The 20,150-nt window shown below is 68.8% G+C and carries 19 protein-coding genes; 9 read left to right on the plus strand and 10 right to left on the minus strand.

The features are described 5' to 3' along the window. Positions 1–16: 16 nt before the first annotated feature. Together ASC55_RS03670 and ASC55_RS03675 are read left to right on the plus strand one after the other, a co-directional pair. A complete protein-coding gene (locus tag ASC55_RS03670; protein ID WP_055872740.1) occupies positions 17–586 on the plus strand; it encodes a DUF4395 family protein in 570 nt (189 codons plus the stop codon). A gap of 81 nt (positions 587–667) precedes the next feature. Continuing rightward, complete coding sequence (locus ASC55_RS03675) at positions 668–1,093, plus strand: OsmC family peroxiredoxin (RefSeq protein ID WP_017830914.1); 426 nt, start codon at positions 668–670, stop codon at positions 1,091–1,093. A 14-nt stretch (positions 1,094–1,107) separates the two neighbouring features. On the opposite strand, the gene ASC55_RS03680 is transcribed toward ASC55_RS03675, so the two are convergent. From ASC55_RS03680 to ASC55_RS03700, 5 genes are all read right to left on the minus strand, one after another. Beyond that, entirely contained in the window at positions 1,108–1,542 is a 435-nt protein-coding gene (locus ASC55_RS03680; protein ID WP_017830915.1) for a hypothetical protein, read from the minus strand. Further along, entirely contained in the window at positions 1,542–2,282 is a 741-nt protein-coding gene (gene dapB, locus ASC55_RS03685) for a 4-hydroxy-tetrahydrodipicolinate reductase (protein WP_055872742.1), read from the minus strand. The genes ASC55_RS03680 and dapB overlap by 1 nt, the downstream gene beginning before the upstream one ends. Positions 2,283–2,365: 83 nt before the next feature. Beyond that, positions 2,366–2,968: a histidine phosphatase family protein gene (locus tag ASC55_RS03690; RefSeq protein ID WP_055868738.1), complete on the minus strand. Its 603-nt coding sequence runs from the start codon at positions 2,966–2,968 to the stop codon at positions 2,366–2,368. Between the two features lie 69 nt (positions 2,969–3,037). Next, the gene (locus tag ASC55_RS03695; RefSeq protein WP_055872744.1) at positions 3,038–4,066 is read right to left on the minus strand and encodes an aldo/keto reductase; all 1,029 of its coding nucleotides are present in this window, start codon (positions 4,064–4,066) and stop codon (positions 3,038–3,040) included. 220 nt (positions 4,067–4,286) lie between these two features. After that, positions 4,287–6,563 (minus strand): polyribonucleotide nucleotidyltransferase, encoded by a 2,277-nt coding sequence (locus ASC55_RS03700; RefSeq protein WP_055868741.1) that lies wholly within the window; start codon positions 6,561–6,563, stop codon positions 4,287–4,289. Positions 6,564–6,922: 359 nt separating this feature from the next. On the opposite strand from ASC55_RS03700, the gene ASC55_RS03705 reads away from it, so the two are divergent. After that, positions 6,923–8,233, plus strand: a complete 1,311-nt coding sequence (locus ASC55_RS03705; RefSeq protein ID WP_055872746.1) for a UDP-glucose dehydrogenase family protein — start codon at positions 6,923–6,925, stop codon at positions 8,231–8,233. 19 nt (positions 8,234–8,252) lie between these two features. Here ASC55_RS03705 and ASC55_RS03710 read toward each other — a convergent pair whose 3' ends face one another. Beyond that, positions 8,253–10,193 (minus strand): GDSL-type esterase/lipase family protein, encoded by a 1,941-nt coding sequence (locus tag ASC55_RS03710; protein ID WP_055872748.1) that lies wholly within the window; start codon positions 10,191–10,193, stop codon positions 8,253–8,255. Between the two features lie 146 nt (positions 10,194–10,339). Between ASC55_RS03710 and ASC55_RS03715 the strand changes: the two genes are divergently transcribed. Together ASC55_RS03715 and ASC55_RS17550 are read left to right on the plus strand one after the other, a co-directional pair. Beyond that, a complete protein-coding gene (locus tag ASC55_RS03715) occupies positions 10,340–10,918 on the plus strand; it encodes a DedA family protein (protein ID WP_055872749.1) in 579 nt (192 codons plus the stop codon). A 31-nt stretch (positions 10,919–10,949) separates the two neighbouring features. Continuing rightward, on the plus strand, positions 10,950–11,126 hold the full coding sequence (locus ASC55_RS17550; protein ID WP_017830923.1) for a DUF5302 domain-containing protein: 177 nt from the start codon (positions 10,950–10,952) through the stop codon (positions 11,124–11,126). Positions 11,127–11,180: 54 nt separating this feature from the next. Here ASC55_RS17550 and ASC55_RS03720 read toward each other — a convergent pair whose 3' ends face one another. Continuing rightward, on the minus strand, positions 11,181–12,620 hold the full coding sequence (locus tag ASC55_RS03720) for a cation:dicarboxylate symporter family transporter (RefSeq protein ID WP_055872751.1): 1,440 nt from the start codon (positions 12,618–12,620) through the stop codon (positions 11,181–11,183). Between the two features lie 146 nt (positions 12,621–12,766). Between ASC55_RS03720 and ASC55_RS03725 the strand changes: the two genes are divergently transcribed. Next, positions 12,767–14,050, plus strand: coding sequence for a sensor histidine kinase (locus tag ASC55_RS03725; protein WP_055872753.1), 1,284 nt, complete (start codon positions 12,767–12,769; stop codon positions 14,048–14,050). Further along, positions 14,047–14,736 carry a response regulator gene (locus ASC55_RS03730; RefSeq protein WP_055868751.1) on the plus strand — a complete coding sequence of 230 codons (690 nt, stop codon included), beginning with the start codon at positions 14,047–14,049 and terminating at the stop codon, positions 14,734–14,736. The genes ASC55_RS03725 and ASC55_RS03730 overlap by 4 nt, the downstream gene beginning before the upstream one ends. A 3-nt stretch (positions 14,737–14,739) precedes the next feature. Here ASC55_RS03730 and ASC55_RS03735 read toward each other — a convergent pair whose 3' ends face one another. Genes ASC55_RS03735 through ASC55_RS03745 form a run of 3 tightly spaced genes read right to left on the minus strand, consistent with a single transcriptional unit; the run spans position 14,740 to position 18,016 of the window. Then, positions 14,740–16,092 carry an FAD-binding oxidoreductase gene (locus ASC55_RS03735; protein WP_162243040.1) on the minus strand — a complete coding sequence of 451 codons (1,353 nt, stop codon included), beginning with the start codon at positions 16,090–16,092 and terminating at the stop codon, positions 14,740–14,742. Between the two features lie 51 nt (positions 16,093–16,143). Then, the gene (locus tag ASC55_RS03740) at positions 16,144–16,788 is read right to left on the minus strand and encodes an FMN reductase (protein ID WP_055872757.1); all 645 of its coding nucleotides are present in this window, start codon (positions 16,786–16,788) and stop codon (positions 16,144–16,146) included. A 1-nt stretch (position 16,789) separates the two neighbouring features. Then, positions 16,790–18,016 carry an LLM class flavin-dependent oxidoreductase gene (locus ASC55_RS03745; RefSeq protein ID WP_055868756.1) on the minus strand — a complete coding sequence of 409 codons (1,227 nt, stop codon included), beginning with the start codon at positions 18,014–18,016 and terminating at the stop codon, positions 16,790–16,792. Between the two features lie 110 nt (positions 18,017–18,126). Between ASC55_RS03745 and ASC55_RS03750 the strand changes: the two genes are divergently transcribed. Both ASC55_RS03750 and ASC55_RS03755 read left to right on the plus strand, forming a co-directional pair. Next, positions 18,127–19,257, plus strand: coding sequence for an acyltransferase family protein (locus tag ASC55_RS03750; RefSeq protein ID WP_055868758.1), 1,131 nt, complete (start codon positions 18,127–18,129; stop codon positions 19,255–19,257). Positions 19,258–19,280: 23 nt separating this feature from the next. Then, a complete protein-coding gene (locus tag ASC55_RS03755) occupies positions 19,281–20,150 on the plus strand; it encodes a serine hydrolase domain-containing protein (protein ID WP_055872759.1) in 870 nt (289 codons plus the stop codon).

The raw sequence follows: 20,150 nt of genomic DNA on the forward strand, positions 1-20,150 counted from the left end.
GAAAGACTGGAGCCCCATGAGCATTCCCGCAGGCATCGACCCCCGAGGCCCACGATTCGCCGCTGCGATCACCGCGGTCCTGCTGCTGCTGGCGACGTTCCTGGCACTGATCGGGATCTCGACGGCCAGGGGCGGCACCGGTTGGTTCGCCTACCAGCCGCTCGCCGATGCCACCTTCACGCCGTCCGGATGGGCGATCGCCTCGGTATCCCTCGCCCAGCGTGCCTTCGACCCCGGTTTCCTCCTGGCACTCGTCATCGCGCTGCTGTTCCTGTGGGGGCTCGTGTCGCCGCGGACGGCGCCCTGGGGTGCGCTCTTCCGCTCAGTGGTGCGACCACGCCTGACGCCGCCCACCGAACTCGAGGATCCGCGTCCGCCGCGGTTCTCGCAGGGTGTCGGACTCGTCGTCGTGGGAATCGGCCTCGTCCTGCACCTCCTCGGCGTCGCGTGGGCTCTCCCGATCGCGACGGCGGCCGCGTTCCTGGCCGCCTTCCTCAACGCCGCGTTCGCGTTCTGCCTGGGCTGCCAGCTCTACCTCCTGCTGCAGCGCGCCGGCCTCATCGGACGTGAAGCGCCCGCCTCCTGACGACTGTTCCCCGGCAGAGGGACGATCGCTAGGCTGACCACGAGTCGATGCTGCGCCCGCAGTGCGAGAACCGGAGGAATCATGCCCGTCACCAGCGAAGCCGCCAGCACCTGGACCGGATCGCTCATGGAGGGATCCGGCACGGTCGCGTTCTCGTCGTCGAGCCTGGGCACCTTCCCGATCAACTGGAAGGCCCGCAGCGAAGGCAGCGACACCACGACGACGCCGGAGGAGCTCATCGCCGCCGCGCACGCGTCGTGCTTCAGCATGGCGCTCTCGCACGCCCTCGCCGAGAACGGAACCCCGCCGGAGCGCGTTAACACGACGGCATCGGTCACCTTCAAGCCCGGCGTCGGCATCACCGGCAGCCACCTCAATGTCAACGCGACGGTCCCGAACCTCACGCCCGAGGCGTTCCAGGAGATCGCGAACGGCGCCAAGACCGGATGCCCGGTGTCTCAGGCGCTCGCCGGGATCGACATCACCCTCGAGGCCACGCTCGCCTGAGCATGCCGTCGGGGTCAGCGTCGCGCGAGGCGGATCGCCTCGCGGATGCTGGCCCTGGCATCCTTGCGGCGGCCGGCCGCATCCTGGACGACGCCGAGCCGGTAGCGCGCACGCCAGTCGTCGCCTGCGGCATCCGCCTCCGCGGTGTACCGCGCGATGAGCGGATCCGCGTCGGCGCGAGCGATCCTCCCGCTGGGGGTCAACTCGGTCTCGACCGGTGGCATCCCGCCTTCCGCGTCGAGAAGGCGCCCCAGCCGGTCGGCACCGAAGCCGAACATCATCTCGCGGACGAGTGCCCAGGCTCCGATCGGTGCCAGCACGAGAAGAGTGATGCCCATGCCGATCGAGACCGGGGTGCCGACCGAGATGAACATCACGGCGAGCCAGATCGCGACGGCGAGGTAGACCAGCAGCGCCGCCGCCATGAGCGCGACGCCGATACGCGACATCACGACCGGATGCCGATGTCGATCATGTGCTCGAGACCGACGAACACACCGGTGGCCTTCACCGCGAACGGCACGGCGAGCCGGATGCCGGGGGCGTAGGCGAGCGCCGAGTCGATCGTGTCGTGCGTGAACGTGAGCGATTCACCGGGGCCGGAGAGGATGACCTCCTGCTTGGCGACGACACCGGGACGCCGCAGCGAATGGATCGGCACGCTGCCGACCTGCTGTCCACGTGCGCGCTGATCGGCGTGCGGTGCACTGACCGGGCCTTGATCCGCGCGAGCGGCGGCGATCAGCTCGGCGGTGCGCACGGCTGTCCCGCTCGGTGAGTCGATCTTGGTCTCACGGTGTGCCTCGATGATCTCCGCGGATCCGAAGAAAGGCGCTGCGGCAGCAGCCAGTGCGGATCCGAGGACCGAGCCCAGCGAGAAGTTGGGGATGAAGACCGCGCCGGTGCCGGCGGCTTCGACGAGGGGACGCACGAGGGCGATGCGCTCGGAGGACCAGCCCGAGGTGGCGACCAGCACGTTGATGCCGTGCTCGACCGCGGCCCGCACGACCTCGACGCTCACCTGGGGCGTCGACGCGTCGACCACCAGGTCGGCGCCGTCGAGTTCGGAGAGATCACTCGAGGAGGTGAGCACGCGGCTCACCTCGAAGCCTTCGAGCTCGTCGATCACCGCACGGATGATCGAGCCGAGTTTCCCGGTTCCGCCGACGAGTGCTACCTGCGTGGTCATGCGCTCAGTCTATTTCGCGGGCGACCTAGTCAGGCCCGGGGCGCGCGGGTCCGTCACGCAGTCGTCCGCCGCGAGCGGTCGGCTCAGACCAGGAGTGCGTCGGGGATGCCCGTGCGCAGTTCGACCGGAAGATGCCCGGTGTCGTTGTGGGTGAGCAGCGTCCACGGGCGCCCCTGCTTCTGGGCGATGACGGTCAGGCCGCAGTGCGACTGGTTCAGCGTCATCCATCGCCATTCGGGGGCAGCCAGCACCTCGCGGACGAACCAGGAGATGACGAAGTTGTGCGTGATGAGCACCTCGTGCACGTCGCCGGTCTTGCGCACGAGGAACTCGTTCACGGCGTCGGACATCTGCGCCCGGCCCGCCTCGATCTCCGCCTCGGTGATGGAGCCGAAGAACGGCTCGAACACGGACGGGGTCTCATCGGTCATACCGGTGGGCACGCAGTCGAACAGCAGTGCGGTCGGCTCCGGGTCGACCGACGGCAGACGAGCCGCGATCGCCCGCGCCGTCTCGTTGGCGCGCAGCAGAGGCGAGTGCCAGACCGCATCGAGAGGAAGCCCCGACAGCCGGTCGGCGATCAACTCCGCCTGACGCTGTCCCCGAGGGGAGAGGGGTCCGTCGGCGAGACCATGCTCTGCGTCCTGATGTTCACCGTGTCTGACCAGATATATGTAGTGCGTCACAACTCGCTCGCTTCATCGCCAGCATCCGCCGGGCCTCCCTTCCACCCTATGTCACGGGTGGGACGATGCTCAGTTCCCTGCCCGGGTGAGCTCGGCGACCTGGCTGCGTGAGAGCGACACGCCGGCTCCCTGCATGAGCTCGTCGACGTGATCGCTCGCGAAGGCGTTCACGATGGGGGCGGCGATCGTGCGCTGAGCGAGCAGCCACGCGATGGAGACCGCCGCGACGGGAGCGCTCACCTCTTCGGCGACCTGATCGAGCGCCCGCAGGATCTTGATCCCGCGACGGTTGAGATGCCCGCGCAGCTGTTCGCCCCGCACACCGCGTGAGGTCAGCGCCTTGCTGCGGTGTCGCCCGGAGAGGAAACCGTGCTCGAGCGCATGGGAGGGCGTCACGGCGAGGTTCTGCGCACCGGCGACGAGTCGAAGATCGCCTTCGAACGGCTGGCGACGGACGAGGTTGTACGGCGCGTCGATCACCTGGATGCGCGGATAGCCGGCCGAAGCGAGGATACGGGCTTCCACCAGACGCTCCGGCGCGAAGCCGAAGGCACCCAGGGCACCGATCTTCCCGGCCTCGGTCATCCATTCGACGGTCGCCAGCGTGTCCTCGAGGTTGGTGGTCGCATCGAGAGTGGCGTCGAGATAGAGGACGTCGATGCGATCGACACCCAGCCTCGTCAGAGAGCCCTCGACCGCGCGCACGAGGTTGACCGAGCCGAGACCCGGGTTGTCGGCATGCGCGCCGACCCGAACGCTGACGACGCTGCGATCACGTTGCCCCCGCGAACGCAGCCACTGCCCGATGATGTGCTCGCTGCGCCCGCCGGAGAAGCCGTCGGCGGTGTGGATCGCGTTGCCGCCGAACTCCACGTAGCGGTCGAGAATGCCGTGGCTGGTCTCGAGATCGACGTTCCAGCCGAATTCCGCAGCACCCAGCATGAGCGGGAACGTCTCGAAGCCGGTTTCGCCGAGGGCGACACGGATGGTCTCCCCTATGCCGGGACCGACGATCGGGATGGGTGCAGAGGGATGCTCGCCGACACCCTGTCGGGCGCGTTCATCCGACGCTCCTGCGCCTACGCTGAACAACCGCATACTCTCTCACCCCCGCATCGATCGGTGCGTGCCGACCTGCGTACCTGCTGGATCTGCACCCCCCGGTGCGTACTTCGAGAGTAGGCGAATTCGCCGAACGTCCCGACCAATCCAGGGAACGGCGCGGAAACGTCCGATAACGATTTGATCACACCACGGCGCGACAGAACCCGGGCCCCTCCTGTGCGGAGGAACCCGGGTTCCGGTTCAGAGCGTGCGCTTACTCGGCGGCAGCGTCCTCTGCGGGCGCTGCGTCAGCGGCCGGAGCGTCGTCGAGGACGGGCTCGAGCGAGAGCTTGCCACGGTCGTCGATCTTCGTGATCTTCACGAGGATCTTCTGGCCGACCGAGAGCACGTCATCGACGTTCTCGACCCGCTTGCCACCGGCGAGCTTGCGCACCTCGGTGACGTGGAGCAGGCCGTCCTTGCCCGGGAGCAGCGAGACGAACGCACCGAAGGTGGCGATCTTCACGACGGTTCCGAGGAACTGCTCGCCGATCTCCGGATTGGTCGGGTTGGCGATCGCGTTGACCTGGGCACGAGCGGCCTCGGCCGACGGACCATCGGTCGCGCCGATGTAGACGGTGCCGTCCTCCTCGATGGAGATCTGCGCGCCGGTCTCGTCCTGGATCGCGTTGATCGTCTTGCCCTTCGGGCCGATCAGCTCGCCGATCTTGTCGACGGGGATCTGCACGCTGATGACGCGGGGCGCGGTGGGCGCCATCTCGTCAGGAGCGTCGATCGCGGCGTTCAGGACGTTGAGGATCGTCAGACGAGCGTCACGGGCCTGGGTCAGCGCGCCGGTGAGCACCGACGTCGGGATGCCGTCGAGCTTCGTGTCCAGCTGGATGGCCGTGACGAACTCGCTGGTACCCGCGACCTTGAAGTCCATGTCGCCGAGAGCATCCTCAGCACCCAGGATGTCGGTCAGCGCGGCGTAACGGGTCTCACCGTTGACCTCGTCGGAGACGAGACCCATGGCGATACCGGCGACGGCCGCACGCAGCGGCACACCCGCGTTGAGCAGCGACAGCGTCGATGCACAGACGGAACCCATCGAGGTGGAACCGTTGGAGCTCAGCGCCTCGGACACCTGACGGATCGCGTACGGGAACTCCTCGCGGCTCGGCAGAACCGGCACGAGCGCGCGCTCGGCGAGGAAGCCGTGCCCGATCTCGCGACGCTTCGGCGAACCCACGCGGCCGGTCTCACCGGTCGAGTAGGGCGGGAAGTTATAGTGGTGCATGTAGCGCTTGCTCGTGACGGGCGACAGCGAGTCGATCTGCTGCTCCATCTTGAGCATGTTCAGCGTGGTGACACCCAGGATCTGGGTCTCGCCGCGCTGGAAGATCGCGGAGCCGTGCACGCGCGGGATGACCTGCACCTCGGCGTCGAGCGGACGGATGTCCGCGAGTCCGCGACCGTCGATGCGAGCGCCCTCGGTGAGGATGCGTCCGCGGACGATCTTCTTCGTGACGGACTTGTACGCGGCGGAGAACTCGAGCGGAGCCGCAGCCGGGAGCGAACCCGCCTCTGTGGCCTCGATGAGCTCTGCCTTGACACGGTCCTTGATCGCATCGTCAGCGGTCTGACGCTCGACCTTGTCGGCGATCTGGTAGACGTCGCTGAGCTCGGCGAACGCGCGCTCGGAGACGAAGCTGTAGACCTCGTCGCTGTATGCGGGGAAGACCGGGTACACGCCCGGCTCCTTCGACGCGGTGGCGGCGAGCTCGGCCTGAGCCTTGACGAGCTGCGCGATGAAGGGCTTCGATGCCTCGAGACCCTGGGCCACGACAGCCTCATCGGGCTTGGTGGCGCCGGCCTTGATCAGGTTCCAGCTGCCCTCGGTGGCCTCAGCCTCGACCATCATGATGGCGACGTCTTCCGAGCCATCGGCCTTGGTGACGACGCGACCGGCGACGATCAGGTCGAACACAGCCTCACTGACCTGCTCCGCGTTCGGGAACGCGACCCACTGGTCGGCGTGCTCGCCCTGGCCGGGGATGAACGCGAGGCGCACACCGGCGACGGGGCCGGAGAACGGCAGACCCGAGATCTGGGTCGACGCGGAAGCCGCGTTGATCGCGAGCGCGTCGTAGAACTCGCCCGGTGCGATCGACATGACGGTGATGACGACCTGGACCTCGTTGCGCAGTCCGTCGACGAACGACGGGCGCAGCGGGCGGTCGATCAGACGGCAGACCAGGATCGCCTCGGTGGAGGGACGACCCTCGCGGCGGAAGAACGAGCCCGGGATCTTGCCGGCAGCGTAGGAACGCTCCTCGACGTCGACCGTCAGCGGGAAGAAGTCGAAGCCTTCGCGCGGGTGCTTTCCTGCGCTGGTGGCCGAGAGGAGCATGGTCTCGCCGTCGAGGTACGCGGCGACTGCGCCCTGAGCCTGCTGCGCGAGGCGGCCGGTCTCGAAGCGGATGGTGCGGGTGCCGAAGCGGCCGTTGTCGAGAACGGCCTCGGTGGCGGTGATTTCAGGACCTTCCAAGAGGTCTCTCCTTCTTTGTTTAGACTCGCGAATCCATGTGACGCGCGAGCGTGTTCAAAGGAGCGGAACGGAAGGGTTCGGGCGCGCGGGCACTCCCGCGAATCTCGCCTGCGCTGGCCACCAGTAGAAAGCCACCCGACACGCGCCGAGGAACCCACCACAGGGGACCAGCTTCTCCGCCGATCGCTCCATGAGTCGATGTGAAATTGTGCAGTTGACACACGTCAACCTCATCCACCCTACCAGCGCGGACCTCGAATCCTGCGCGTCGTCACGCATCGCGGATACGACATCGGCCGGTCACAGCCCGTTCACCGCGCGGATGCTCCAGCGTGGGGAGCATCCGCTGTGGTGGAGCCATGCGCTTGTCAGTGATCGGCTGCGGGTACCTCGGTGCCGTGCACGCCGCCGCCATGGCCTCGATCGGACACGACGTCATCGGCATCGACGTCGATGAGCAGAAGGTGAGCGCTCTGGCCGCCGGATCGGCGCCGTTCTTCGAGCCGCGGCTCTCGGAGCTCCTCTCCGACGGCCTGAGCTCGGGACGACTGCGCTTCAGCAGCCGGATGGCGGACGCCGCGGGTGCGCAGGTGCACTTCCTCGCCGTCGGGACCCCCCAGATTCCCGGGGGTCACGCCGCGGACCTCCACTACGTCCACGCGGCGCTCGACGCCCTGCTCCCCCACCTGCGTGCGGGAGACGTGGTGGCGGGCAAGTCGACCGTGCCGGTGGGAACCGCCACGGGACTGGCGGAGCGCGTCGTCGCCGCCGGAGCCGCACTCGTGTGGAACCCCGAGTTCCTCCGCGAGGGATGGGCGGTGCACGACACCCTGACACCGGATCGCCTCGTGGTCGGCGCCGAGGCGGATGCCGCCGGAGAGCGCGCCGTCGGCGTGCTTCGAGAGGTGTACGCCTCGAGCATCGACGCCGGGACGCCCTTCCTGGTCACGGACCTCGCGACGGCCGAACTCGTGAAGGGCGCGGCCAATGCCTTCCTCGCCACCAAGATCTCGTTCATCAACGCGATGGCGGAGATCGCGGAAGCGTCGGGCGCCGACGTCGCTCTGCTCGCCGACGCGCTCGGCCACGACACCCGGATCGGGCGACGATACCTGGGCGCGGGCATCGGCTTCGGCGGGGGCTGCCTCCCGAAGGACATCCGAGCCTTCACCACCCGGGCGGAGGAACTCGGTCGAGGGGAAGCGGTCGGCTTCCTGCGCGAAGTCGACGCGATCAACCTCCGGCGTCGCGACCGAGCGGTGCAGATCGTGGTCGACGCCCTGGGCGGACTGGTGTTCGGCCGCAGGATCGCCGTGCTCGGCGCCGCCTTCAAACCCTTCAGCGACGACATCCGCGACTCCCCTGCCCTCGACGTCGCCGTCCGCCTGCGGGGGCTGGGCGCGGACGTCGTCGTGACCGATCCGGCCGCACTCGACAACGCGGCGGCTCTTCACCCTCAGCTCGGCTACGCCCGCGACCGTGACGACGCCCTGAGGGAAGCCGATGCCGTCGTCGTCGTCACCGAGTGGGACGAGTACCGCCGCGACCTCTCCCCCGAGCATGCCGGCGCTCTCGTGCGCGGACGGATCATCGTCGACGGCCGCAACTGTCTCGACTCCGCCGCCTGGCGCGCCGCCGGTTGGCAGTACCACGGCATGGGGCGACGCTGACCGCCCGCCCTGGCCGAGGTCACCCCACGAACGCGGAACGCGCAGCGGACGACCGACCGAGGTAGACGTAGTCGTCGTGCTTCGCGACCCTCCCGTCACCGGCTGCCCGACCGTGCAGACGACGCCAGACCCAGGGCAGCGCGTGCCGACGCCACCACACCCCCGCGCCGATGGGCTCGTGCTCGTGCATCGCGGCATCGAGCGCTCCGAGCGCGTCGGCATCGGGCACCCCGAGCATCTCACCGGCCCGGTAGGCGAGGAAGCGGTGGCCTCGGCTGCTCAGGTGCACGAGGTCTTCCCCCCAGTTCGGACGCTCGGCCAGCGAGGGGTGCAGATCCGTATCGATCAGGATCGCCCCGGTGCGGGTCGCGATCCCCGTCAGCGCGGTGGCGAAGGCGGAGAACCGCCGGGTGTAGAGGGCTGCAGCGCGTCGGCCGGGCAGGAACGGGGTGACCAAGAGCACGTCGGCGCCGATCCCCCGCAGCTGCCGCACCGCCCCTTCGACCTCGGCGGCGAGCGCGGCGACATCGACCCGGCGCTTCACGAGGTCATTGGCTCCGATCAGGATCGACACGAGGTCGGGCCGCAGCTCGAGCGCCCTCGCCAGTTGGGGGCCGGACAGGTCCTGCACGCGCTTCGAGCGGATGGCCAGGTTCGCGTAGTGCAGGCCTCCCCTGGCAGCGAGCAGCAGCGCGAGGCGGTCGGCCCACCCTCGCAGGGCTCCGTCCGGGGCCGGGTCGCAGAGTCCTTCGGTGAGGGAGTCCCCGAGCGCGACGTAGCGCTGCCATCGGCGGGCGGCGACCGGTGCGGGCGACTCGGGGCGCACGATGCGGCGAGCGCGAGCCCCGGTGTCCGCCGCGTGCAGCCGTCGTGCCTCCGCGAAGTGGTCGAGGAGCTGATCGCAGACACTCTCCCAGCTGCGTTCCTGCACGGCGTCGCGGCCCGCCTCGCCGAAGGCGCGTCGCTTGCGCGTATCTCCGGCCAGGTCGGCCACGCGCATCCGCAGGTCGTCGAGGTCTCCCGGCCGATACAGCCATCCGTCGATCCCCATGCGCACGAGGTCGAGCGGGCCGCCGCGACCCGTGGCGACGACGGGGACGCCGCTCGCGTGCGCTTCCTGCAGGGTCTGCCCGAAGGTCTCACTCTCTCCCGGGTGCACGAACAGGTCGAACGACGCCATCGCCGCCGCCAGCGCTCCGCCTTCGAGGTGGCCGAGGAACAGGGCATCGGGGAGCCGGCTCTCCAGCCGCGCTCTGCTGGGTCCGTCCCCGACGATCACCAGACGCGTCCCCGGGATGCCACGGAGCGCGGCGAGGTCCTCGACCTGCTTCTCGGGAGCGAGGCGTCCGACGTAGCCGATGACGACTTCGGCGCCCCAGCCGGCGCGGAGCGCGCTCTCTCGCCGGGAGGGGTGGAAACGCTCGGCATCGACTCCTCTCCCCCAGCGTCGGACGCGATCGATGCCGAGCGCGGCGAGTTGCTGGGCCGCATCCGCCGATGGCGCCAGAGTCATCGTCGCGCGCCGGTGGAGACGGGTGATGTGGGTGTGGGCGATACCTGTGGTGGCGGCGATCCCGTAGCGCTCGGTGTACGCCGCGACGTCGGTCTGATACGCAGCGACGGCGGGGAGTTCCAGGCGTTCGGCCGCGAGCACCCCCCGCCACCCCAGAGCGAACGGAGAGGCGAGGTGCACCACATCGGGCTGGAAGCGCGCGAGCGAGGCGGCGACGCGGCGAGCGCTCGACGTGCCGACCCTGACGTGACGGTACCCCGGGAGCGGGAGGCTGGGGATCGCTTCGATCCTGGCCCCGCTGATCTCGGTCGGTGCGCCGACGGCGGCGGGCGCGATCACGTGCGCCTCGTGTCCTCGCCGTTCGAGGTGGCGAAGGATCTGCAGCACCGAACCGGTGACGCCGTTCATGTGCGGAAGAAAGGACTCCGTGACGATCGCTACTCTCACAGCCCCAGGATGACGGGCCTCGGGGGCCGTGTTCGCCGCAGACGCCCCTGCGCACCAGATGTTCACCGGATGCTGGAGAGCGGGTCACCGGCTATCCGGTCTTTGGTTCCCGTTCACCCGTTGCGGGCACAGTGGGCGACGTGCCGATGGATCTGCTGACCGCATCGCTCTCGAGCCCGTGGAGTCTGGTGCTGATGAGCCTGCTGGTGGTCGGGGATGCCTTCTTCGTCGTGGTGCCGGGCGAGGTCGCGGTGACCGCACTCGGTGCCATCGCGGTGACGACCGGTTCACCACCACTCTGGGCCGTGGTGTTGTGTGCCGCGGTCGCCGCGACCATCGGAGACGCGTGCTGCTACCTGATCGGGTGGTCGGTGGGTACGCAGCGCTGGCGGTGGATGCGGGTCCCCCGCGTGCAACAGGCTCTGGCGTGGGCCCGACGCCGATTGGACGGCGGGATGGCGACGGTGCTGTTCACCGCCCGGTTCGTGCCCTTCGCGCGACTGGCGATCAACCTGGTCGCGGGGGCCTCGCGCATCCCTCCTCCCCGCTACCTCGCCCTCGTCGCCCTCGCTGCGACCGGGTGGGCGCTGTACCAGGCCGCCGTAGGGGCGGCCGTCGCGGCGATCCTCCCCGGTGGACCGCTCGTCGCGGTGCCCGTGTCGATCGTGCTCGCGATCGGGCTCGGAGCGCTGATCGACGTGTGTGTGCGACACCGGCGAGGGTGACCCGCCAGAGCGCGTGCTCTAGGCTCGGGGCATGAGCACCGAAGAAGGCGCCTCCTCCTCCGAGGAGATGAAGCGCAAGTTCAAGGAAGCGCTCGAGAAGAAGAACGCGCACCACCGGCAGGGCGAGGCACACCTCGACGGCGACTCCGCCGTGCACAGTGCGAACGCCCCGCAGACCCGGCGCGAGTTCCGACGCAAGAGCGGTTGACCGCGCGGATGCGGGAGCCGGCTCAGCCGGTCTCCCGCATCCCTCACCCTCTCCTCAGGCGCGTTCTGCGCGAGCTCTGGCCCGTTCCTCCTTCGCCGCCATCTCTGCGACGGCCGCCTCACGGAGCTCCTGCACGTCAGCGGCCTGCGGGGCATCCACCTGCCCGTGGGCGTCCACGCCGTCGAGCAGCGACTCGTCGAAGGGGACTTCGCCGCTGAGCACCCGACGCACGCGGTCGCGGTCGATCTGCTTCGTCCAGGTGCCGATGAGGAGCGTCGCCACCGCGTTGCCCGTGAAGTTCGTGAGCGCGCGCCCTTCCGACATGAACCGGTCGATGCCCACGATCACGCCGACGCCGTCCACCAGATCGGGACGATAGGCCTGGAGACCACCGGCGAGGGTGGCAAGACCGGCACCGGTAACCCCCGCTGCGCCCTTGCTCGCGATGATCATGAACACCAGCAGACCGATCTGCTCACCGATCGTCATCGGCTGCCCCATCCCCGTGGCGATGAACAGCGAGGCCATCGTGAGGTAGATCGCCGTACCGTCGAGGTTGAACGAGTACCCGGTCGGGACGGTGATGCCCACCACGGGCTTGGAGACGCCGACGAACTCCATCTTCGCGATCAGTCGAGGAAGCGCCGATTCCGACGAGGAGGTGCCGACGATGAGCAGGTACTCCCTGGCCAGGTACTTCATGAGGGCGAAGATGTTCACGCGGGTCACCGTCCACAGCAGCACCCCGAGGATCACGACGATGAACAGGATGCAGGTGATGTAGAACGCGATCATCAGCGTGCCCAAGCTCCAGATCGCCGCGACGCCGGTCTTGCCCACGACGGCCGCGATCGCGCCGAACGCTCCGAGCGGCGCGAGCCACAGGATCATTCCGAGGATGCGGAAGACCAGCTTCTGGAGCTGCTTGACCGCCTCCATGATCGGGGCGCCGCGATCCCCGAGCCCCTGGAGGGCGAAGCCGACGAGCAGCGCGATGAACAGCACCTGCAGCACGCTCTCCCCGGTGAAGGCCGAGAAGAACGTGGTCGGGATGATGCCGAGGATGAACTCCTGCGTCGTCTTGGCCTCCGCTTCGACCGCGTCGTAGGTGGAGGAGGCCATGTCCAGTCCCGCGCCGGGGTGGATGATGTTGCCGACGACGAGTCCGATCGCGAGCGCGAAGGTGGACATGATCATGAAGTACAGCAGCGCCAGCCCCCCGATCTTGCCGACGGTGGCCGCCTTTGCGATGGAACCCACCCCGACCACGATCGTGCAGAAGATGATCGGCGCGATCATCATCTTGATCAGCGCGATGAAACCCTTGCCCAGCGGTTCGAACGCCTGTCCGACCTCCGGCCAGACGAGGCCGACGACGGCGCCGAGCACGACCGCGAGGAGCACGGACACATACAGCCACGTGTGCCGATCCCACGATTGCTTCCCTCGGCGCCAATTGAACTTCGGCAGTGAGAATCCTGTTGTGAGCGCCATCGCGTCCTCCTCGATCTTCGACGTCTTCGTCCGGGTGGGCGGCTGCTTCGCCGCCGATCAGTGATCACGGTGTCCGACTTCACGCATCGGGGCGAGTTGTGGTCGTATTGGTCACGGCACCTGAGCATCGACGATCGGAGGAAGCGATGGCGCACACCTCCCGCAGCCGCAGCACCGCCTCACGCGTCTTCGTGGTGCTGCTTGTCGCGGCGGTCGTGATCGGCGCCCTCGTGGCGGTCTTCCTCGTCATCGAAGCGCAACGATCGATCCGCGCCGAGGCCGAACGGGTGACGGCGGCCACCTCGGCCTCCTTCGCCGCCTCGCCTCTGGTGATCGACGGTCTGCGCTCGAACGATCAGGGCGCGGCGACCCAGGTGCTCGAGCCGTACTCCCTCGACGTGATCGCCGGCGCGGGGCTCGACTTCATCACGGTCATGACCCCGGACGGCACGCGGATCACCCACCCCGACGCCGACCAGATCGGCGGGATCTACCTGGGCACGATCCCCGCGTCACCGCAGACTCTGACCGAGGAGTTCACCGGAACCCTCGGACCCTCCGTGCGCACGATCACTCCCGTCACCGCAGCGGATGGAGAACTGATCGGCTGGGTCGCCGCCGGTGTGACGACAGAATCCATCACCGATACCCTGATCCGCCGCCTGCCGCTCACGCTCGGTATCACGGTGGGCCTCGTCGCGCTCGGCGCCGGCGGCGCGGTGATCGCCCGTCGGGTGACCCGTCGCATCGCCGGCGACCTGCCGCCCGGGCAGGTGCGTGATGCGGTGTCCTCGTACGAGTCGATCCGCACCCTCGGAGAGGCCCTGCGCGCACAGACCCACGAGCACGGGAACCGGATGCACGCGGCGGTGGCGCTGCTCGAGCTCGGACGCCGTGACGAGGCGATCGAGATCCTCACGGAGACGTCTCGACAGAGCCAGTCGCTCGTCGATCAGGTGACCGCGCGACGTCACGGTGATCCCGCTGTCGGCGCGCTCCTGCTGGGCAAGGCCTCCCAGGCCAAGGAGCGCGGCATCGACTGGCGGGTGCACATCGAGCCGGACGCACCCCGCACGCCGCTGTCGCCCGTCGATGCCGTCTCGGTGCTCGGCAACCTCGTCGACAACGCCATGGATGCCGCCGTCGAGTCGGACGACCGCTGGGTGCAGGTCTCTCTCCGCTCGCACGAGGGTGCGGGGATCGTGCTGGAGGTTTCGGACAGCGGTCCCGGAATCCCGCCGGCCGTGCGTGAGCGGATCTTCGACCAGGGCTACTCCACGAAGCCCGCCGATGCGCAGGGACGCGGCATCGGCCTGGCGCTCGTGCGTTCCGTGGTGATCGGAGCGGGCGGCTCGGTGACGGTGAGCGACGACCCGACGACATTCCGGGTCATCCTTCCGGCCGCGTCACCGCGGAGGTCGCAGCAATGATCCGCACCCTCATCGTCGACGACGATTCTCTGACCCTCGAACTGCATCGCGACTATGTGGCACGTCTGGAAGGGTTCGAGGTCGCCGGCGAATGCACGGGTGCCCGTGCCGCCGTGACGGCCGTGCTCGAGCGCCCTGGCACGTTCGATCTCGTTCTGCTCGACATCACGATGCCCGACGGCTCCGGCATCGATGTGCTCCGCGCGCTGCGCGGCCGCTCCGCCGCCGTGGACGTGATCGCCATCACCGGCGTGCGCGACGCGGAGGCCGTGCGGCAGATGGCGGCGCTCGGTGTGTTCCAGTACCTCGTCAAACCGTTCCCCTTCGCGGTGTTCCGCGAGCGGATGGAGCAGTACCGCACGCATCGGGAGCAGGCCCGGGCCACAGACGGCGAAGCCACGCAGGCGGAGATCGACGCATTGCTCGGCCGCTCCACCGGAACGATCGTGCTTCCCAAGGGGCTCTCGGCGGCCTCGTTGGACAGGGTCACCGCAGAACTGCGCACCGACGGTCCCCTGTCGGCGAGCGAGGCCGCCGAGCGTCTGGGCATGTCCAGGGTGGCGGTGCGCCGCTACCTGGAGCATCTGGTCGCGGAAGGCGTGCTCACGCGGTCCGCACGGTACGGCACCCGCGGACGGCCGGAGACCGAGTACCACTGGAAGCGGAGCCGCGGACCCGCGACCTGATCCTCAGCGCGGCAGGCGCCCGTCGTGCAGGACGGCGTCAGGATCGAAGCGCATCCGCAGATCGCGAAGCCGGGCGATCTCGTCGGCCGACCCGCAGTTCTGGAGCGTCTGCTCCGGATCGAGGAAGGTCGTCACGGTCTGCGGGGCCTCGTTCGGTGCCAGCAGCTCCCGGAACGCGACCAGACTCGCCTCTCCCGGTGCGGTGGGCACTCCCGGGATGATCGGCACGAGAGCGTGCAGCAGCCACCCCACGGACTCCAGAGAGGCGAGGCCCTGGCGTCGCGGTGCGTCGAGCGCGCCGCCGAGCATGCGGATGCCGATGCCCATGATCGGCCACTGCTCCGGGAGCTCGCGGAATTCGAGCAGCGCGTCGATGGTCGCATCGTCGAGGACGCTCAACGCCATCGATGCGCCGCCCCCGGGCGTCGGGTCCGTGGGTTCGCCGGAGGCGGCAGCGAGAGCCGCCGGCGAGGTCGGACCGGTGACGTCGCTGCGCACCTCGCCGGCCCGGCGCACCGTGTCGATCAGCTCCTCCTGCGGCCCGTCCGTCGACAGGGCCTGCACGGTGAGGAAGCTGCGCCCCCTGATCTGCTCGGGGAGCTGGGGGGCATCGGGCATGCGCATCGAGTCCAGGAAGACGTTCAGCGTGGGCGGAGCGGAGGCGGCGAGGTCGCGGACGGCACGGACGACCGCCGGGGCATCCGCGACGTCGAAGGTGAGATTCGCACCCCAGACGGCGGGCGCGCTGATGAGGTCGATCTCGAGTGCGGTCACCACGCCCACGAGGCCGCCGGCTCCTCGCAGTGCCCACATGAGGTCGGGGTCGACATCGTCATCGACGCGTTCGTGCGTGCCGTCTGTGCGCAGCACCCAGGCCGCACGGAGGTTGTCCGAGCCGAGACCCGCCGTGCGACTGAACCACGAGTGTCCGCCGCCCAGGGTGTACCCGGCGACGCTGACGACGGGGCTGGTGCCGGCCGGTGCGACCCATCCGGTGCCTTCCAGTGCCTCGACGACCGATCCCCAGCGCACGCCGGCACCGATCTTCGCGGTGCCGCTCTCGACGTCGATCTCCAGAGCGTCGAACGCACCCATGCGCACCAGCACGGCGCCGCGCAGAGAGTCGAGGGCTCCGTGCCCGCCGGGCTGGATCGCGATCCGCACGCCCGACTCCCGGGCGGCGGTCAGCAGTGCGCGGAGGTCTTCGACGTCGGCGGGCGTCGCGACCGCCTCCGGACGCTGCTCGACAGCGAGGTTCCACGGCCGTCGAGCCTCTTCGTAGCCGGCGTCATCGGGAAGGAGGAGGGTGCCGGTGAATCGTTCCTGGAGCGCGATGATCGCGGGGGGCGTGGGCATGACGCCACCGTACGACATCCCTCGGACATCGTCGATGGCGTCATGCGCGACTCACTCGCCTGCGAGACCGCCCAGCAGATGACCGAAAGAGCGTCCCTCGCCCAGGTACGTCGCGGGATCGTACGGATCGACGACAGCCGAAGCCTCACGACGCACGATCGCCTCTGCGAGCTCTCTGGCACCCTTCTCGACGCGCTTGGCCAGCGGGGCGACGTCGTCACCGGCGCCACCCCAGTCGCTCGACGCCGCGAACACGCCGGTCGACACGGCCTCCGCGTGAAGATAGGCGAAGAGCGGCCGGATCGCGTAGTCGATCGCCAGCGAGTGCCGCGCGGTGCCGGCGTTCGCACCGATCAGCACGGGTGTGCCGGTGAGAGCATCGGGGTCGAGCACATCGATGAACGACTTGAACAGACCCGAGTAGCTCGTCGAGAAGATCGGCGTCACCGCGATCAGAGCGTCGGCCGAGACCACCGTGTTGATCGCCGTCTCCAGCGCCGGGGGCGCGAACCCGGTGAGCATGTTGTTCGTGATGTCGTGCGCGTAGTCGCGCAGCTCGATCACGTCAACGCTCGCGTCGACGTCGTGCCCGGCGAGCGCCTTCACGGTCTCCGCCGCGAGTCGATCAGCGAGCATGCGCGTGGAGGACGGATTCGACAGGCCGGCCGAGATGACCGCGATGCGACGCGTGCTCATCTCACGCCTCCTTCCGGGCGAGTCCGAACGCCGCACCGGCGGGGGCCGGGCTGTCCTGGTAGGGCGAGTCGCCGGTCAGGTTGTCGCCGCGGTTCGCACCGGGACGCGCCTGTCGGGTCGGGCCGTCGCCGAACTCGGCCGTCACCCGCGCCGCGTGGGTCGGCGCGTCGGGCACGGATGCCGGGCGGTCCTTCGCCAGCTCCTTGCGGAGCACCGGAACGACCTCCGAACCGAGGATGTCGAGCTGCTCGAGCACCGTCTTCAGCGGCAGACCGGCGTGGTCGATGAGGAACAGCTGACGCTGGTAGTCGCCGTAGTGCTCGCGCATGGCGGCGTAGCGGTCGATGACCTGCTGCGGTGATCCCACCGTCAGGGGCGTCATCTCGGTGAAGTCCTCCATGCTCGGACCGTGACCGTAGACAGGTGCGTTGTCGAAGTACGGCCGGAACTGGTTCACGGCGTCCTGCGACTTCGTTGCCATGAACACCTGGCCGCCGAGCCCGACGATCGCCTGCTCGGGCGTGCCGTGTCCGTAGTGCGCGTAGCGCTGACGGTACAGCTCGATCAGACGCTGGTAGTGCTCCTTCGGCCAGAAGATGTTGTTCGCGAAGAAGCCGTCGCCGTAGTAGGCCGCCTGCTCGGCGATCTCGGGCGTGCGGATCGAGCCGTGCCACACGAACGGTGCGATGCCGTCGAGCGGACGCGGGGTCGAGGTGAAGCCCTGCAGCGGCGTGCGGAACTTGCCCTCCCAGTCGACGACGTCCTCACGCCACAGCTTGTGCAGCAACGCGTAGTTCTCGATGGCGAGCGGCAGTCCCTGGCGGATGTCCTGGCCGAACCACGGATACACCGGGCCGGTGTTGCCACGACCGAGCATGAGGTCCATGCGACCGTCGGACACGTGCTGGAGCATCGCGTACTCCTCGGCGATGCGCACCGGGTCGTTCGTGGTGATGAGCGTGGTGGACGTGGACACGATCAGACGCTCGGTCTGCGCGGCCAGGGCCGCGAGGAAGGTCGTGGGGCTGGAGGACCAGAAAGGCGGGTTGTGGTGCTCGCCGATCGCGAAGACGTCGAGGCCGACCTCTTCCGCGTGCACCGCGATCGCCGTCGTGGCCTTGATGCGCTCCTGCTCGCTCGGGGTGATCCCCGTGGTGGGATCGCGGGTGATGTCGCTGACCGACATGATGCCGAACTGCATCGCCTGCGCGCCTGACTGCTCGCTCATGATTGCTCCGTGTCTCCGAACCGGACGACTCGCATCCGCTTCTATTCATTTGAATGTATCTGTGTCAACGCGCTCACAGCAACTTTATTCCCGGCCTGTACCCTCGAACGATGAGCAGTGCCGGCGCCGACATCGCAGGTCCCCCCACAGGATCGGTTCCCCGCAAGCGCAGGCGCGTGCCGTTCTGGGACAACGCCCGCTACGTCTGCATCGTCCTCGTCGTCCTCGGTCATGCCATCCAGCGCCTCATCTACGACTCCGACATCGCCTTCGCCTTCTACCTGGCGCTGTACGCGTTCCACATGCCGGCGTTCGCGATCATCTCGGGCTACTTCTCGAAGTCCGGCTCCCCCACCAAGACGCAGATGGCCAGGGTGATCACCGACATCATCCTCCCCTACGTCATCTTCGAGACGCTCTGGACGCTCACGAAGTGGCTCGTGGAAGGCCAGGCGGACCCGAACCTCACCCGGCCGAGCTGGACGCTCTGGTTCCTGCTCGCCCTCGGCATCTTCCGACTCGTGCTCCCCTACCTCGCCCTGCTGCGCTGGCCCCTGCTGTGGACCATCGTGATCTCGGTCGGCGTCGGCTACCTGCCCAACATCGACAGCACCTTCTCGCTCTCGCGCACCCTGGGTCTGCTGCCGTTCTTCACACTCGGCTGGTGGCTTCGCGAGCACGACATCGTCGACAGGTTCAGACTCCTCGACTTCCGTCCGTGGTGGCTGCGCGCCGGTGCCGTCGCGATCTTCGCGGCGATCGGCTGGGCCGCCTGGAACTGGCTTCCCGTGTGGCAGGCCATCGACCTGCGCCACTGGCTCTTCTATGAGGACTCCTATGCGGACCTCGGTGGTGAGCAGTGGTGGGCCGGCGGTGTCCGGATCCTCCTGATGCTGCTCGCCGTCATCCTCAGCGCCGCCTTCTTCTGCCTGGTCCCCCGAGGCGCGCACTGGTGGACGACGTTCGGTCAGTACACGATGTACGTGTTCCTGCTGCACTCGTTCGTGCTCTACCCGTTCCGGGAGAGCGGGATCCTGCGCGACCTGGAGCCCACCTGGATCTGGCTCCCGCTCGTGACCATCCTGTCGGTCGTGATCGCGCTCGCGTTGGCGACGAGACCGGTGAGACGGGTGTTCCGCCCGCTGGTCGAACCGCGGCCGGGCTGGCTGTTCGCCGATCCGGAGCTCGCCTCCAAGGAGGGCCGCAGGAATGACCCGACCGGATCGCGGCGACCGCGCTAGAGGCGGGCGATAACCTCGAGAGCGTGACCCGCGCGCAGACCGTCCGAGACCGCATCGTCGAACAGGTGGAGTCCTCGGGATTCGGCGCCCACGGCCTGCATGTGCGCGTGGCGTCCGACACCGCCCAGCACCGGTGGACCGCCGATGTGCGCGAAGACGTCCACTCCATCGCGAAAGGCGTCTGTGTGCTCGCCGCGGGGATGGCCGCGGACGAGGGCGCCGTGTCCCTCGACGAACCCGTGTCGACGTATCTTCCCGGCTTCGAGCTCGGAGAGGGCAACGACGAGGTCACTCTGCGGCACCTGCTCTCGATGACGAGCGGCGTCGACCTGCCCTGGTCCGAGACGATGATGACCGACTGGCCCGACCTCGCGCGCGAGTTCCTGCGGCGGCCATCGCGCGGACGGACGTTCCAGTACTCCAATGCGAGCACCTACACCGCGATGGCCGCCCTGGCCGCACGCGTGGGCGACGTGGGCGACTATCTGGTCCCCCGGCTGTTCGCTCCGCTCGGCATCGACGACGTGGAGTGGGAGCGCAGCCCCCGCGGTCGCATCGTCGCCGGGGGCGGCCTTCCTCTGCGCACGGAGGAACTGTCCCGTCTCGGCCTGCTGATCCGCGATCGCGGCGTATGGGAGGGGAGCCGGCTGGTCGCTTCCGGGTGGATCGACCAGATGCACAGCGACTGGGGCGCCGCCGGCGAAGGTGCGATCTATGAGAGATACGCTCTCGCGGGATGGGGCGGCCCCGGCCCGGCCTGGCGACTGCACGGCGCCCATGGTCAGCTGCTGATCTTCCTCGACGACGCTGTGGTCACGATCACCGCCGACGATCACTTCGGCGCCGACGACATCGCCGCCTTCGCGGTCGAGACGCTCACCCGCGCGTCTTGA

The organism is Microbacterium sp. Root322 (assembly GCF_001425645.1).
In the GTDB taxonomy this organism is placed as follows: Bacteria; Actinomycetota; Actinomycetes; order Actinomycetales; family Microbacteriaceae; genus Microbacterium; species Microbacterium maritypicum.